Here is a 15,152-nt window from a genome sequence, read left to right as displayed (position 1 = left end):
CCATGAAGAAGAATTATATAAAGATTGCAGCATTCAGCTTAGCCTTAATGGCCATGAGTTCGGGCTGTAAGGACTTCTTAGACCAGGAGGTTCCTGGAAAGCTTTCTGAGCAGGAGTTCTACAAAACCGATGCCGATGCCCTCCAGGCAACTACTGCCATTTATGACATCATGCAGGCCCATTATAACACCGCCTGGAGCAGTATCTACTTGGTGAAATTAATGCCGTCAGATGAAAGCAACGCCGCTGGTAGCGGGCCTGGTGACCAACCGGCTTACCAAACCCTGGACGACTTCAACTTTGACAGCGAGAATGACGCCGTAAAGTGGGCCTGGCGCCTAACTTACAGCGCCATCTACCGCGCTAATAAAGTCATCAACAACGTTCAGCCCGAAACCGACCTGCGGAAAAGGCTGATTGCCGAGGCTAAGGTCCTGAGGGCATTCAACTACTTTGAACTGGTTTCTCTTTGGGGCGATGTTCCATTGGTAACCGGTGACATTCCAATTGAACAGTGGAGCACTACTGGCAGAGCCGCCACAACGGTTATTTACGCCCAGATTGAAAAAGATTTGCAGGAAGCCATGCCAGACCTTCCCCTGAAAACAGCCCTTACCGGCGGTGACAGATTCAGGGTTTCTAAAGGAACGGCTCAGGCACTGCTAGGAAAAGCGCTGCTCTATCAGAAGAAATGGGCAGATGCAGCCACGCAGTTTGAAACGGTGATCTCCTCAAACCAGTTTCAACTGGAATCTTCTGTGGGCAAGGCGTTTTCTGAGGCCGGTGAATTCGGCAAGGAGTCTGTGTTTGAAATTTCCTACACCAAAACCCAAAGCTACGACTGGGGGAACTTCCCTTGGGGCGCTCAGCCTGAAAGCAACATCCACCTTCAGTTGATGGGACCAAGAAGTGACTTCTACACCAAGGCACCTTCAGATTCCCTCATCGGAGGCTGGGGCTTTAACTCTCCCAAAGCCAAGCTATACCAAGCCTTTGAGGCCGCCGGAGATGTAGAGCGCAAGAACGCCACCGTCATGTCTGAAGCAGAACTGAAAGCCATGGGCGGCAAATGGACCAACCCCACCGCTTATGACTATGAGGGATATTTCCAGAGAAGATACGGCACGTTCAGCACTCAGACCGGCGGACCGGTGTCTGAGTTGAACTACGGTACTAACTGGCGCATGATTAGGTATGCAGACGTGCTCCTGATGGCGGCAGAAGCCTATTACCGGGCCGGCAACGAAGTTAAGTCCCGTGAGTACCTGAACATGGTAAGACAACGGTCTGAACTAACTCCAGTCACCGCCAGCGGCACTGCCTTGTTTGATGCCATTGTGAAAGAGCGTCAACTGGAGCTCGCGTTTGAAGGCTTCCGCTACGTAGACCTGGTACGCTGGGGACTAGCTGCGCAGGAACTCGGTCCATTGGGGTACAAAGAAGGCAAACACAATTTGCTGCCTATCCCAGGGGAAGACGTAAGAACGGCCGGCTTAACCCAAAATCCAGGAGGGTACTAAGCAACAAACCGGTTTTTACTTAAAAGAAAAGGCCTACCAGGAATCTGGTGGGCCTTTTCTTTTATTCTTCCTTCGCAAGCCCTAAGCAACCTTTGCCCGGGTTACAGACTCTTATCAATAGACCTGGTAGAATCGCCTCCCCTTTAAAAAGTAGCCATGAAACGCAAAAGCAGGTTTGTTTTTCTGATTATTCTCCTTCTAGGAGGATGCGTGCGCCCCAACAGGAGGCCTCTATCCCGCCGTTTACTCCTTTGCAACCCTGCCCTTCTTATGCGCTTTCCTGGCAGCAACCTGTCTCTATCCAGAATCTTACCTTAACACTCCAGAAAATAGAGGATAGCCGCTGCCCGAAAGATGTCTTATGCATCTGGGCCGGAGTTGCCGTGGCGCAAGTGCAGTTGCAGGATTCCACGGGGGAAAGTGTCTCTCAAACCTTATCTTTAGGCGAAATGGCAAAGATCTCACTAGGGACCAAAACCTACCAACTGACTTTGAGAGAAGTAACTCCTTATCCTAGAATCTCAGATCTGAACCCAGCCCAGAAAGAAGCCCTGATTTCCATTTCCACATTATAGCTTTTGAAGAACCTGTAAAGGAAAAGAACCTGCAGTTGTAGTTGCAGGATTGTTTTTAACGCCCGATTTAGCCCTGCTTTCAGAAAATGAGCCCTAAACGGAAAACTTACCCCTCATACAACTCCAGCGGCAATCCGTCTGGGTCAGAGAAGAAGCAGAAGCGTTTGCCGGTGGGCTCATCTACCCTTATTTCCTGTACCTCCACTCCCTGCTGCAACAATTCCTGGCGGGAAGTCTCTACGTTTTCCACAGCAAAAGCCAGGTGGCGCAGTCCGGCAGCCTCGGGGAAAGACAGGCGGGCAGGCACATCGGGGAAAGAGAACAGCTCCAGCACGTAGTGTCCGTTCAAAGCAAGGTCTGCCTTGTAGGAATTGCGCTCGGCCCGGTAGATTTCCTGCTGCAGGGTAAGGCCCAGCACCTGGGTGTAAAAAGCTTTGGAAACGGGGTAATTGGTGCAGATGACGGCTATGTGGTGAATGCTTTTCAGTTGAATCATGTAGCAAAGGTACGCATTGTGCTTGTGGTGAAACATGCGGCCTCCAGGTAGCGGAAATCAGGCCATTTTCTAGAAACCGTACCCAATCCGGATGCCGGAGCTTACTTTCTGGCGCTCCTGAAAGCCAGTCACAAAATCTACCCTGAAAACCTTGAACAGATGCTCCAGCCCCACGCCCAGTTCCAGGTAATGGCCAGCGGCATCGGTGTGGAGATAGTTCACGCTGCCCACTTCCTGCCACTTCAGTTTGCGGATAAGCGGAAGCTTGTTCAGGATGAAGCCGTTGAAATGATGGCTGTAATGGGCCTCCACGTAGGTTTTCTGGGTACTGAAGCGGTAGTAATCCAACAACTGGAAGCCGCTGAAATCACCGGATAGAATGGTGCGGTTGCCGGAGAAATGCCGGAAATCCATGAAGTACAGCTGCTTCTTCCGCCAAAACGTCCCGATGCTCGCCGAGTAGCTACTGGTTCCCACCAGCCCCATTTCCAGGTCATCGCTCACGCCCAACGACACGAAATCATAATCCACGTCACTACCCAGCACGCTGGATATTCCTTTTCGGTAATACAAATCAAAGGTAGGCCACTTGGAGCCGAGGTTGATTTTACGGTCTGGGTGCGAGATGTACTCAGAACCGGGCCGGTAAGCCAGCGTGACGGCCGCGGTGAGCGCCTGGTTACGCGGGAAAGCGGTAAAAACGACTTCGGCGTTTTGGGGCTCGTTTGGCGTAAACACCCGGGAAGTGCGGTCACGCACCACGTAATCGGTGGTGTTGAAGAGCATCTCGCGCTGGGCATAGTCTACCAGAAACGTGGCCGCCAGCCCGTTCACCAGCTCGCGGTTATGCCACAGGCGCAGGAAGTCTCGTTGGTACAGCTTTTGGTAATTTTCCTTCAGCAGCAGGGTGTACACCGTGTTTACAAAAGGTGTAATCGGCTCTGCCGCATTGAACTGGCTCACGAACTTTCCGCCTTCAAACCCTACGGAACGGCGCCTCACCGGGTCATAGTTATAAGAACCCATGATCTTGGCTTGGGCTTTCTCGTTGCTGAACCCGTACCGAAGGGTGGGGGCGATGGTGTAGCGACGGCGGTCCTCGAACCGTTTGGTGTATTCCAGGCGCAGGTTAGCCACCAGACCCTCCACAGTGTTGTACTGCCAGATGCGGGTGACGGGCTCCAGGCTGAACTCGGTGCGCTCAAACGAATTCCGGTAAGAGTAGCCCGACAGCAGCAGGGCTGACACACTGAATTTGTTGTTCTTCCGGTCCAGCGAATCTTTATAGGGCTTCGATTCCTTGATGACCTGCAGGCTGTCTTTGGTGTGGTAATCCACTACCTCTTCCTCAGTTAGGGGCACGGGCCGCATCTCGGCCCAGTAGGAACTGTCGCGGGTGTTGGCTTCTTTCTCAATGAGCAGCACCTCCTTTTTCTTGAAGTAATCGGCCTCGGGCACGCCGTTCACCGGGGGAGCATCGCGCTGGGCCCGGCGCTCTTTTCGGGTAAGTTTGGCAACGGGTTTGGCCGCCGCCACGGGCTGAGGTAGGACAGGTGCCGCAATCTCAGGGGCAACCGGAACTGGAGCCGGGGCTTGTTTTACAAAGGGGGCGGGTTTTACGCGGTATTTACTGTAAACGGCCGTAAAATAGCCGTTGCCCTTAAAGCCGTACCCCTCCAGGTCGAAGGTGAATTTCTGCGATTGCAGAACCCACACATTGCCGGGCGCGGGCGTGAATTGCTGCGTGATGCGTAGGGTGTCCACGAACTCAATCTGCTGGTCTTTGGTCACGTACAGGTTCAGGCTCTGCAGCCGCCAGGAGCCGTCTACGATGTACAGGTAACCGGTGACCACTGGGTCGCTCTTCCGTTTGGGAATGACCTTGATGCGGTGGATGAGGTGGCCGTTGTTCTGACTGCTGCCTACCAGCTCATATTTATAGAAGAACATGGCGTTATTGGCCAGCGGCGAGACGAAACCACGCTCGTTCACCCCTTTGGCTTTCACCAAGTTCTGGTAGAAATTGACGTTGAACTCTGAGGCTTGGTTGTAACTGAAGGCCCGGCTATTGCCGCTTACTTTGGAGGAAATCATCCGCTCGCGGTACTTGCCCGGTTGCATGAAACTCATCTCCGAGACAGACTCAGAAAGGTACAGGATTCCCGGTTTCAACCCGGCCGGTACCTTTATAATGCCCAGTACGCGCTTGGGCACGTTCAGGAGGCGCTGCAACCCTTTCACATACACCTGCGCGGTGTAGGCCTGCACTTCCTTCAGGTGGTAATCCCGCCGGGCGATGACCTGCTCCATGATGCCGTACGCCGGATTTTTACCACTGAGGCTCACCCGCACCTCGTTCAGGTTATAAACATCGGGCAGGAGTTGCACATTGAGCACAATGGGCGTGGGCTTTTCTTCTTCCGGCACTTCCAAAACCCTGGTCTGGCTTTTGTAGCCCACGTATTGAAACACCACCGTATGTTTGCCTGGCTCCACGTTGAACTGGTAATCTCCCTGCTCGTTGGTGGTGGAACCCACCGTGGAGCCCTGTAGATACACCGTCGCGAAAGCCAGTCCTGCTCCTTTCTCATCAGTCACTTTCCCCTTCAGGATGCCCGCCTCGGCCCACGCACTTAGAAGACAAAGGCAAAGTACCAAGGCAAGGGTTCTGACCCTTAGGGAAAACAGACGCGGGAACAAGGAAAACATGAGCAAAAGGTTTGACTGTATAACGAAGGAGGTTTCCGCTATCGCATACGTATATTCAAGAAGCTTAATATCACGCCTTTCCCTGCTTTATCGGCAGGGCAAGGAAGCAATGTTAAAGGTAGCGAGAAGATACCGATGGAAGCAAAAGCCGCAGGCCGTTTCGGGCCTGTTTCACAGAAAAGATACCTAAAACGATCAGGAGGTTGCCTGCGCCGCTTCCAGTTTCCGTAATCTCCTGCTGTACTGCATGTTCAACACCACGCCCAGCAATACCAATGCAATGCCTAAATAGGCATACACATTGAAACTCTCCCCGAAAAACACGAATCCCAGCGCCAGCGCATACAGAATACCTATGTAGTTGAGGTTAGCCACCCGCGCCAGTTTCTCAATCTGGTAAGAACGGGTCATGAAATACTGGCCCAACTGCGTGAGAACCCCCGTGAGGCAAAGCCACAGCCAGTCATTCCCTCGCAACGGCACCCAATCAAACAGGCAGAACACCAGCGAAAGCGGCAAGGACACCAGCGGGAAGTAAAAGACAATGACCAGCGGATGCTCGGTCTCACTTAGTTTCCTGACGGAATTGTACGCTACCCCAGACAGAAATGCACTCCCGATGCCAATGAGCAGGTAGTACAATGAAATACGCGTGTCCACACCCTCAATCACCAACACCCCCGAGAAGGAAATAAGGAAACACACCCACTGCCACGGCGCCACTTTCTCCTTGGCGATGAACACGCCCAGCAAGGCGGTGAAAATGGGCGCCAGGTACTGAATGGTCACCGCCCCCGCCAGCGGAATATTCTGCAGCGTGGTATAGAACATGAGCAACGAGAAGCCGCCTGCCAGTCCGCGCATCACCAGAATAGGTTTCCGGTTGCCCCAAGGCGAGACCCCGGCCTGCCGAATCATGCCGTAACTCAGAATCAGCGAAATCACCGACCGAAACAGCACCACCTCCATGGGCGGCAAATGCGACAGGAACTTCACGCACACATTCATGAGGGCGAAGAAGAACGTGGAAAGCAGCATGTACTGAACCCCTTTGGTCATGGCGGGAAGCGGTAAAAATGAAGCTGCAAAGGTCGGGGTTTTAGCGGTAGCATTTTGCATCGCTTTTTGATTTTCGGGCCCTTAAACGCGGTTTCGGCAAACTGTTTTTACCTACTTTTGGTTTATAGAGTAAGCCTTCGGCGGTATTTCCACCTAAAAAATAGACCAGTGTTCCAGCCCAAGAAAAAGAAAGTCTACACCAAGAAAGAGGCGCTGCCCAAGATTGCCTCCTACTGCGCCTACCAGGAACGCACCCAGAATGAGGTGCGTGCCAAGCTGCTGGACTATGGGCTGGATTTAGACGAGGCCGATGAACTGGTGATTCTCTTGACGCAGGAAAAACTGCTGGACGAGGAACGCTACGCCCAATCTTTCGTGCGGGGCAAGTACGGCCTAAAACGCTGGGGCCGCCGCAAAATCCAGATGGGCCTCAAAGCCAAAGGCATCTCTGACTTTTGCATCAGGAAAGGCCTCCAGGAAATTGACCCCGATGTGTACTGGGAAAACCTGCTGCACCTGCTGGAGAAGAAAAACAAAACCGAAGGCGAGCGCAACCCTTTGGCCCGTCGGCAGAAAATTCAATATTTCCTGCAAAGCAAAGGCTATGAACTGGACCTGATTCAGGATGCCTGGCGGGAATTGGGGCTTGGGTAAACGATGTGCCCGCCCGGGACCTGATTCAAAGCTATTTCCCGAAAAACGCCCCAAAAGCTCCTTGGCTTGAAACTGCATTTATTGCCAGGACTTTTACTTCTATCGTTTTTTCGGCACCGGCGGTGGGGACATGGTTTGACGGGGCATCAGGTACACCTTGCGCCCGGTCATGTTCTCCAGCATCGGTTTCAACACCTTTTCTGCGTTAACGGATGTCTGTTGTAGAATCCCGCTGTTGAGCGCCGCCTGTTTCACGTTTTCCTCGGCGTACTTGTAGCCTTCGTCCACCAACTCAGCATCCTTGAAATAGGTGTTCTCCTTCCCGAAAACCTTGGACTGCGTGTGGTCTATTCTGTAGTAGCAGATTTCCGGCGCGGGCAAACTCACGTGCAACACAGAATCCCCGATGAACTGCAAATCGCTTTCCTGTAGTTTCTGCAGGTCAATACAGCCCACCGCCTCGCCCCCTACAATCAAGGCTACTTTAGAATCGGGCAAGAACTGCGAAACCTCCTTTTTGTATTCCACCACATCTTTGAAGTTGTAACGCACCAGTTCCAGTTTGCCTATTTCCTCAATCCTGGTGAGAATGGTGTTGTGGGTCACTTCCACGGTCGGTTCCTTCTCCGGGTTCAGAAAGTTTTTGACCGGCATCAGCAAAAAGCGCCAAGCCAAGGCTGCCACCACAAAAATCAGGAGCCACGGGATAAACTTACGGAGCAAAAATAGGAATCGCATGGATGAAGAATTGATGTAGGTTGCTATATGCGAAAACCGCACCGAAAGTTACCTCCTGCGATTTTGGCATGTTTTCAGAAAAGTAAACCCAAAAGCGACATCCGACTTTACCAACTCAGGTAATGGCCAAGCCAACCCATACCGCTGAGCGTACCCGGTCCATCCTTGCTGGCCGCCCGTATGCACCGCCACCAACCGAGTGCCTTTGGGAAAATAGTCTTGCCTGATCAGGTCAAACACGCCATAGAGCATCTTGCCGGTGTACACCGGGTCCAGCAGAATACCATGGCTTTGGTAAAATTGCTGGATAAACGAAAGCAGCTCCGGGGTGTGTCTGGCGTAGCCGCCGAAATGGTACTCGGTCTGGAGTGCCCAGTTCTGGTAGGTTTGACCACTGTATTCCTGCACCAGTTCTGTTACCTCTTTCTGCAGAAACGCCCCTCCTTTTAAGGCCGGAAACCCGATTACCTTTCCCTGGCCAGCCGCGCCTGCTACCATGCCGGCCATGGTTCCGCCGGTTCCGGCTGCTACGCAGAGGACATCCCAGGGCTCCGTCAATTCAGACACGATTTCGGTGCAGCCTTTCACGGCCAGCAGGTTAGTCCCGCCCTCAGGGAGGAAGTATGGTTTTGGGGCCTTTTTCAGGATTTCGGCCTGAAAATGCGGTTCATGCCGGAGGCGATAATCGGTGCGGGAGAGATACCGGAGCTGCATGCCGTGGCGGGTGGCGAGTTCCAGCGTGGGGTTGAGCGGCAAGGTCTCCTCGCCCCTGATGTACCCGATGGTAGCGAAGCCAAACTCCTGCCCGGCAGCAGCAACGGCGGCAATGTGGTTAGAGAAAGCCCCTCCGAAGGTGACCAGCGTCTCACATTCTTTCTCCCGGGCCTCTTGCAGGTTGTATTTGAGTTTGCGCCACTTGTTGCCAGGAATGCCGGGGTGTAGCAAATCCTCCCGTAGGATAGACAATGCCACTCCTTTTTGGGTCAGCAGCGGGTCAGTGAGCGGTTGCAGGGGAGAGACTTCGGGCACGGGTTGAAACTACGATTTAGCCAGACTCAGAATCCGGAAGGCACCGCGGGCTACCAACAAAAAGACCAGAACACCAATTACCAGATCGGGCAGGGCCGAATGGGTGAAATAAACCAGCACCCCCGCCAGGATCACACCCAGGTTAGCGATGACATCGTTGGAGGTAAAAATCATACTGGCTTTCATGTGGGCTCCTTTGCTTTGCGATTTCTGCAGCAGGTACAAAGAAACAGAATTGCCTATCAGGGCGAAAGCAGAAACCCCAATCATGGTCCAGAAATCGGGCAGAGCCTCGGCTCCTAAAAATCGGCGCACCACTTCGGCGAAGCCCAACACGGCTAACCCCAACTGAAAGTAACCGCTTAGTTTTGCAATGTTCTTCTGTCGCGAAAGGGTACTGCCTACGGCCCATAGACTAAGGCCATAGACCAGGGCATCGGCGAGCATGTCCAGCGAATCAGCGATCAAGCCCATGGACTTGGCCAGAAAACCCGTCGTGATCTCAAGCAGGAAGAAAGCCGCGTTGATGCCAAGCACCAGGAGCAACAGCTTCCGCTCGCTTCCGGTGGATGTTTTCTCCTTCGTTGCTGCTTTGTCCTGGTATTCTGTGTTGAGCAAGCGGGCACCCAGGCCTAGGGTAGACAGCGCGGAGGAAATAGGCCGTACCTCACCGCTATGCCAGATGTCTACTTGCCGGGCAGCCAGGTCAAAGGCCAGTTGCTTCACGGTTTGCTGTCCTCTTAGCTTCATCCTGACCATCTGCTCCTCGGAGGCGCAGTCCATTTGCGCGATATAGAAGGTTGATTTCTGCATAGGCTTTATAACGGTTTACGAGGCCGGAGCAATATAGCCGAAGGCAAAAAAGAAGCTTCCGCTTAGGGGCTGTTTTCAAAGAAACAGCCCCTAAGCGGAAGCTTGCAAAAATGATCTCGATTAAACCGCTACTGGTCTCCGGCGAACCCCGTACACCACGGCCCCGATCAATCCGGCAAACAGCAGGAGCGACGAAATCAAGGCTACAGTGTTGCCCAGGCTGTATTCCTTCGGTTCAAACTTGAACTCAATGGCGTGGTTCCCTGCTGGCACATTCATGGCACGCAGAATGTAGTTCACCCGGAAATGGTCTACCGGTTTGCCGTCAATGTACGCTTGCCAGCCGTCTTTGTAGTAAATCTCAGAGAAGACTACCGGGCCAGGCTGGGCCGCATTCGCCACGTACTTGAGGTAGTTAGGCTGATATTCTACCAGAGAAATGACAGAGCCGCTGGTGGTATAAGTCTGCGGTTTGATGTCGGGGAATTTAGAGACGTCTACAATGGCCTCGTGCTTGGCGTCAATGCCTTTAAGGGCGGCAATTTCTTCATCTGGAGAGCTCACGGCGCGTACTTCATCCACGTACCAGGCATTGCCTAAGTACCCCGGAATCAGCTGTACGGGTTGTTTCTCATCGCCGGTGATGGCGTATTTAGCGTTCAGCATGTTCAAAACCTGCACGTTGCCTTGCGCGATGTGCTGTTCAATGACATCCTGGTAGCGGCGCAGCTTGGCCCCATGGTACCCGCCAATAGATTTGTGGAAGTAAGACGTACGGGCATCGCCGAAGGCATTGGGCACATTGAACACCCGGTAGTGCAGTTGCTTGTCTTGCAGAATGGCTAGGTCAGCGGGGGTTGGCTGGAAGTAGGTTTTGCTGTAATCTTGCTGGAAATCGTCGTTGTTAAGGTAGCGCTTGTCTACGGTCCAGAGATCCACCAGGATCAGGAGCCCGATCACGGCGGTGGCCATGAACGAAGTCACTTTCCGTTTGATGTAGAGGTAGAGCGTTCCGGCAGCCAGCACAATGAAGATCAGGGAGCGCAAAGCATCGCCCCGCAGCATTGATTCACGGTCTTCCCGGATGGCCTGGATTGGATACTGATACTGGGCCAATTGCTCATCTACCGCGCCCACATAATCAAACATGCCACTGAAGAGCACCAATAGCAGACAGAGTCCGCCAGTGATTCCCAGCGCAGTGAACAGTTTCTTCTGGAGGTTCTCTACCGGCTCGTTCTGAAGCACGCGGCACAAAGCCAGAATAGCCAACAGCACCATGGTCACCTGCGCAATGACCAACGCCATACTTACGGCCCTGAACTTGTTGTACCCCGGGAAGTAATCGAACATGAAGTAGTTGAAGGCCTCAAAGTTTTTGCCCCAACTGAGCACAAAGGACAAAATGGTAGCGCTTAAAAGCCAGATCCAGAGGCGGCGCGGCGTTACCAGTAGGCCCAGCACAAACAAGAAGCAGATGATAGCCCCCATGTACACCGGCCCACCCACGAAGGACTGGTCTCCCCAATAGAACGGCATGGTGGCATTCTGTAACTGTGATTCAGGCACACCGCCCTGGGCTAGTTGTTTGTAAGTTTCAGAATCTTTCTCCAGAGGGCCTTGTGAGGCCCCGCCGTAGAAGTTAGGCACCAACAAAGTCATGGTCTCCCCTACGCCGTAGCTCCACTGGAAAGCGTATTCGCGGTCCAGACCCGATCCCAGCTCTGAAGCGTCTTTGCCCTGGGTCAGTTCAGAAGCGCCCCGGATGGAGTATTTGCCGTACTCAGCGGTGGTGTAAATTCTTCCGAAACTAACGCCGGCAGCTAAGGCTGCGCCGATGGCCAGGATAAGAGTCCGTTTGAAGAAATCAGCAATGCGGCCTTCTTTGGCCCAGGTGATCATTTCTACCAGCCCGAAGATGAGCACGATGAAAAGCAGGTAATAGGTGATCTGCAAGTGGTTCATGCGAATGTGCATGGTCAACCCGAAGGCAAACAAAGCGGCCCCCAACCACAGGTTTTTGCGGTAAGCGTACCAGAGCCCGGCCAGCACCAGCGGCAAATAGGCAATGGCCAATGATTTGGTGTTGTGCCCAGCCTCCAGGATGGCGAAGTTGTACGACACGAACGCGTAAGCGACAGCTCCTACCGCTGCCAACATCGGCCGAAGGCCAAACACCACAAACATGATGTAAGCGCACACCAGCGTGATGAAAATGTTAGAGGCTACCAACGGCAAACCCACGGTGAAAAGCGTGTGCACGTACTGGAAAAGGTCTCCGGAGAACTGCACGCTGATGAGGTAGGCGGGCATGCCGCTGAACATGGAGTTGGTCCAGAGGGCTTCCTCACCGGTACGCTCCCTGAAATCGGCGATCTCTTTGGCACCGCCCTGGAACTGCACCACATCGTGCTGCATGAGGGTTTTGCCGTCAAAGAAAATAGGCGAGAAATAGGCTACTATGAGCAGCACAAAAAACAGAAGCACCAGCAGGTGCGGCAACACGTGGCGGTTGAAATCGATTTTAGAAGAGGCCATGAGGTTTAATTGCAATAAAAAAGCCCGATGCGGGGCATCGGGCTTGAAAGATACTCAGTTTATTTCACTTCTTCATAATCTACGTACTCGCCACCAGGGAAGTCTTTGCGGGGCGGCCGCTTGTCATCGGGCACGTAGGCTACCTTCACTCTGCCGCCCCCAGAAGAAGTCTGGCTCCGGCTCTGTTGCTGGTATTGCTGGTGATAGGCTTGCTGCGGTTGTGGCTGCCCCTGGAAGGCCGCGTACTCCTGGGCCTTGCGCATCTGTTTCTGAACAAACGTTTTAAGAAGAAAGCGGATGATGTACGGCATCAAATACCGCATCAGAAACATCACTGCCAGTATGATCAAAAAAAATTTCACTAGGCGTTAGGGTTTGGTTTGAAATAAAAATCGCCGCCCTGGTATTGGTCTATCTCCTGCGGGCTACAGGCAGATAACGTCTGTTTATGAGTTAGCGTGTACACGCCGTACCCTAAACGGGTTAAAATCTCCACCACGGCGCGGCGGTTTTCTTCTCCGTTCAACTCTGTCTGAATCAACGGCCTAAACTTCTTTATAGTTTCCTGCAGGTTCGCAAACACCTGGTGTTCATAGCCCTCCACGTCGCATTTGATGAAATCCAGCCGATCCAAATCAGCGAAAAGCTCATCTGGCACGCGCATTTCTACCTGGTACGTCTGGGCGTAGTCTTCTTTGGCTGAGCTCGCGATTTTGGTCATGCCGTGGTGCACCAAGCCATCGCGTACAGGGGTGCCCATTTCAATGGTGGTGTTCTCGCTGCCCAACGCAAAAGGCAGGAGCGTGAGGTTGTCTACCCCGCTAGCCCGCACGTTGTCTCGCCAGATGCGGCCAAACAGCGGCACCGGCTCCACGGCCAGCACTTTACCATTCGGTCCTGCCAGCCTGGACAGGAAAGTGGAATAGTAGCCCAAATTCGCGCCGATGTCTATACAGGTAGCCCCCGGACGGATGATTTTGCGCAGGAAGAACAGCTCTGGGTACTTTTCACGGCCCCGGCCCGAACCCACCATGATGATGTACATCCGGCTGACCAGCCTGAGGTAGCCCTCAAACCCGAGCGCCTTGACCAATAATTTGCGGAGAAGTTTCACGCGGTAAAGTTCTGCCATCTGGGGGAGAAAACAAAGGGGTGCGTTTAGTCCCTGATTTTGGGAAAGGAGGCAGGAAACGGAAGAATACTACTAGAAAACTATATAGTATATTCGGCAGTCCAGTTACGGTTATCTGTTGATTGAGACAATAAACCGTATGTTTAAGGATAGCTATATGGCTAATAACCGTAGGGGTTCCGTTTATCCGGTAGTTGTAGCAAATTTATATGAGAGAAATAGAAGACATTTTAACCGATATCAATTCTTTTGAACCAATTGATGATGACTGGTTGGAGTTGGACGACTTGATTGGGGAACTACTGGAAAGTAACAATCCAGAAAACGGAATACGCACCTTATTAAATGTGTTAGAGCGCTTTCCGGAAGAAGATGGAGCAGGTGTTTTATGGTCAATAGTACATGGCCTTGAACACCTCGATGGCTACGAACAGGAGTTAATTGATTCTTTACTTAGACAGCCTTCCCTTTTGGGAGTAGCGATGGTTAGAAGAATCGAAAACACTGGTCAAACAGAAATAGCAGGAAGAAAAGTAGAGGAAATTTACGGTACGCTTTTAAGTCACCCCAAGCTCCCAGAATCTGTCAAGGATTATGTCGTAGATTATAAAAAATAAAAACTTGCTACAACAACACCTAAACGTCAGTCTCGGCCGATGGCCTCGCCCGTCGTTTAGCCCAGTACGTTAGCAGAAAACTATATTTTTATGTATAACATTAAGAGAACAGAGGTTTTCAAGTTGTCATTGATAAGCTCAACGCTTCTTTTCCTAGCTATCTTGTTCAGCAATATGCTTTGGAGTATGTTTAATTTTTTCTTTGCCTTTCTTTTATTCAGCCTTGTCATATTTTTTACGATTACCCTGATTTCATCTTTGACCTTTTGGGTAAAGAATAGGAGCAAATACAGTAACACGTTTATGCCCGTGCTGATTGGCATTGCGTGCTTGGTTATAATAATTATTTTACCACTGAATTACATGCGTAACAGGGTGGGCTTCTTTCTGTTTAGAAACGACTATGAAAAAGCAGCTGACTTTGCTAGCAAGGTTGAGATAAAACCAAACCAGAATACCCTTGAGCTACCCTCCGAATATACATACCTTTCTGTTGGAGGTGGAGAAGTATCTATAGATAATATGGATTCTGGTAAAGCAATTTTGTTTTACACGTTTAGAGGTTCCCCCGATGGTTTGAAGGGTTTCTTAAAGACCCCAAAGGGAGTTGGTATTGAGGAATATAAGTCAATAAGTCCCTATGAAATATATGAGGACATAGATTTGGGGAATGGTTGGTTTTACCTGTCTGGTGATTAAATATTAACTGCTAACGGACTTGGCTATACGGCAGTTATACCGCCGCATAGCCAAGTCCGTTAGCACCAAGTAAAAAATAGAAGAATCGCATATGAAGAAGAATTCAGTATTTGAAAAGCTGGTGTCCTGTATAGTGAAAAATGACAGCCAAGAGTTTTCTGAAATACTGGAGAAGAACCCAACCGATTTAAACTCCAAAGACGGAAAAGGATGGACACTCCTGCATTATGCGGCTCAATACTTAGCAGTTGAAATCGGACAGGAACTAATATCAAGAAGCGCCGACATAAATGCTAAAGACAACTTTGGAAATAACGTTTTATGGAGAGCGACTTTCGCTTCGAACGGAAGAGGCGAATTCATTAAGTTGCTTTTGAAAAACGGGGCTGACAGATACGAGAAAAACATAAGAGGAATAAGTCCTGAAGAGTTGGCAAACACCATTAGCAACTATAATGTTAGGCAGTACTTTTAAAAAAACAGGCGCTAACATGAACTCTGTTAAAAGTCAATAAAATCAGGCGGAAAATCTTTTAAAATCCGGTTGGTAGGCAACACCCGAATGAATAATAG

Annotated in this window: 15 protein-coding genes; 6 read left to right on the top strand and 9 right to left on the bottom strand. The window is 51.5% G+C overall.

The features are described 5' to 3' along the window. Nucleotides 1–2: 2 nt before the first annotated feature. Together EFB08_RS08020 and EFB08_RS08015 are read left to right on the top strand one after the other, a co-directional pair. Nucleotides 3–1,520 carry a RagB/SusD family nutrient uptake outer membrane protein gene (locus EFB08_RS08020; protein ID WP_123126433.1) on the top strand — a complete coding sequence of 506 codons (1,518 nt, stop codon included), beginning with the start codon at nucleotides 3–5 and terminating at the stop codon, nucleotides 1,518–1,520. A 206-nt stretch (nucleotides 1,521–1,726) separates the two neighbouring features. Further along, nucleotides 1,727–2,095 carry a hypothetical protein gene (locus EFB08_RS08015; RefSeq protein WP_123126432.1) on the top strand — a complete coding sequence of 123 codons (369 nt, stop codon included), beginning with the start codon at nucleotides 1,727–1,729 and terminating at the stop codon, nucleotides 2,093–2,095. 106 nt (nucleotides 2,096–2,201) lie between these two features. On the opposite strand, the gene gloA2 is transcribed toward EFB08_RS08015, so the two are convergent. From gloA2 to EFB08_RS07995, 3 genes are all read right to left on the bottom strand, one after another. Next, nucleotides 2,202–2,591: an SMU1112c/YaeR family gloxylase I-like metalloprotein gene (gene gloA2, locus EFB08_RS08010; RefSeq protein ID WP_123126727.1), complete on the bottom strand. Its 390-nt coding sequence runs from the start codon at nucleotides 2,589–2,591 to the stop codon at nucleotides 2,202–2,204. A gap of 69 nt (nucleotides 2,592–2,660) precedes the next feature. Continuing rightward, the gene (locus EFB08_RS08005) at nucleotides 2,661–5,300 is read right to left on the bottom strand and encodes a DUF5686 and carboxypeptidase regulatory-like domain-containing protein (RefSeq protein ID WP_123126431.1); all 2,640 of its coding nucleotides are present in this window, start codon (nucleotides 5,298–5,300) and stop codon (nucleotides 2,661–2,663) included. A 195-nt stretch (nucleotides 5,301–5,495) separates the two neighbouring features. Then, nucleotides 5,496–6,419: a DMT family transporter gene (locus EFB08_RS07995; RefSeq protein ID WP_262707471.1), complete on the bottom strand. Its 924-nt coding sequence runs from the start codon at nucleotides 6,417–6,419 to the stop codon at nucleotides 5,496–5,498. A 108-nt stretch (nucleotides 6,420–6,527) separates the two neighbouring features. On the opposite strand from EFB08_RS07995, the gene EFB08_RS07990 reads away from it, so the two are divergent. Further along, nucleotides 6,528–7,013 (top strand): regulatory protein RecX, encoded by a 486-nt coding sequence (locus tag EFB08_RS07990; RefSeq protein WP_123126429.1) that lies wholly within the window; start codon nucleotides 6,528–6,530, stop codon nucleotides 7,011–7,013. A gap of 99 nt (nucleotides 7,014–7,112) precedes the next feature. On the opposite strand, the gene EFB08_RS07985 is transcribed toward EFB08_RS07990, so the two are convergent. From EFB08_RS07985 to EFB08_RS07960, 6 genes are all read right to left on the bottom strand, one after another. Further along, nucleotides 7,113–7,751 carry a DUF4230 domain-containing protein gene (locus EFB08_RS07985; protein WP_123126725.1) on the bottom strand — a complete coding sequence of 213 codons (639 nt, stop codon included), beginning with the start codon at nucleotides 7,749–7,751 and terminating at the stop codon, nucleotides 7,113–7,115. 48 nt (nucleotides 7,752–7,799) lie between these two features. Next, entirely contained in the window at nucleotides 7,800–8,780 is a 981-nt protein-coding gene (locus tag EFB08_RS07980) for a 1-aminocyclopropane-1-carboxylate deaminase/D-cysteine desulfhydrase (RefSeq protein ID WP_123126428.1), read from the bottom strand. A gap of 9 nt (nucleotides 8,781–8,789) precedes the next feature. Next, the gene (locus EFB08_RS07975; RefSeq protein ID WP_123126427.1) at nucleotides 8,790–9,593 is read right to left on the bottom strand and encodes a cation transporter; all 804 of its coding nucleotides are present in this window, start codon (nucleotides 9,591–9,593) and stop codon (nucleotides 8,790–8,792) included. Between the two features lie 120 nt (nucleotides 9,594–9,713). After that, a complete protein-coding gene (locus EFB08_RS07970) occupies nucleotides 9,714–12,131 on the bottom strand; it encodes a YfhO family protein (RefSeq protein ID WP_123126426.1) in 2,418 nt (805 codons plus the stop codon). A gap of 59 nt (nucleotides 12,132–12,190) precedes the next feature. Next, on the bottom strand, nucleotides 12,191–12,493 hold the full coding sequence (locus tag EFB08_RS07965; protein ID WP_123126425.1) for a DUF4834 family protein: 303 nt from the start codon (nucleotides 12,491–12,493) through the stop codon (nucleotides 12,191–12,193). Continuing rightward, nucleotides 12,493–13,263 (bottom strand): FkbM family methyltransferase, encoded by a 771-nt coding sequence (locus EFB08_RS07960; RefSeq protein WP_123126424.1) that lies wholly within the window; start codon nucleotides 13,261–13,263, stop codon nucleotides 12,493–12,495. Before EFB08_RS07960 ends, EFB08_RS07965 begins: the two co-directional genes overlap by 1 nt. 209 nt (nucleotides 13,264–13,472) lie before the next feature. Between EFB08_RS07960 and EFB08_RS07955 the strand changes: the two genes are divergently transcribed. The 3 genes from EFB08_RS07955 (at nucleotide 13,473) to EFB08_RS07945 (ending at nucleotide 15,054) form a co-directional block, all read left to right on the top strand. Beyond that, a complete protein-coding gene (locus EFB08_RS07955) occupies nucleotides 13,473–13,880 on the top strand; it encodes a hypothetical protein (RefSeq protein ID WP_123126423.1) in 408 nt (135 codons plus the stop codon). A 363-nt stretch (nucleotides 13,881–14,243) separates the two neighbouring features. Next, entirely contained in the window at nucleotides 14,244–14,579 is a 336-nt protein-coding gene (locus EFB08_RS23325) for a hypothetical protein (protein ID WP_125077680.1), read from the top strand. A gap of 91 nt (nucleotides 14,580–14,670) precedes the next feature. After that, complete coding sequence (locus EFB08_RS07945; protein WP_123126421.1) at nucleotides 14,671–15,054, top strand: ankyrin repeat domain-containing protein; 384 nt, start codon at nucleotides 14,671–14,673, stop codon at nucleotides 15,052–15,054. Nucleotides 15,055–15,152 lie beyond the last annotated feature (98 nt).

It is taken from the genome of Rufibacter latericius (assembly GCF_003721515.1).
Taxonomy (GTDB): Bacteria; Bacteroidota; Bacteroidia; order Cytophagales; family Hymenobacteraceae; genus Nibribacter; species Nibribacter latericius.
This window is presented reverse-complemented; position numbering and strand designations above follow the sequence as displayed.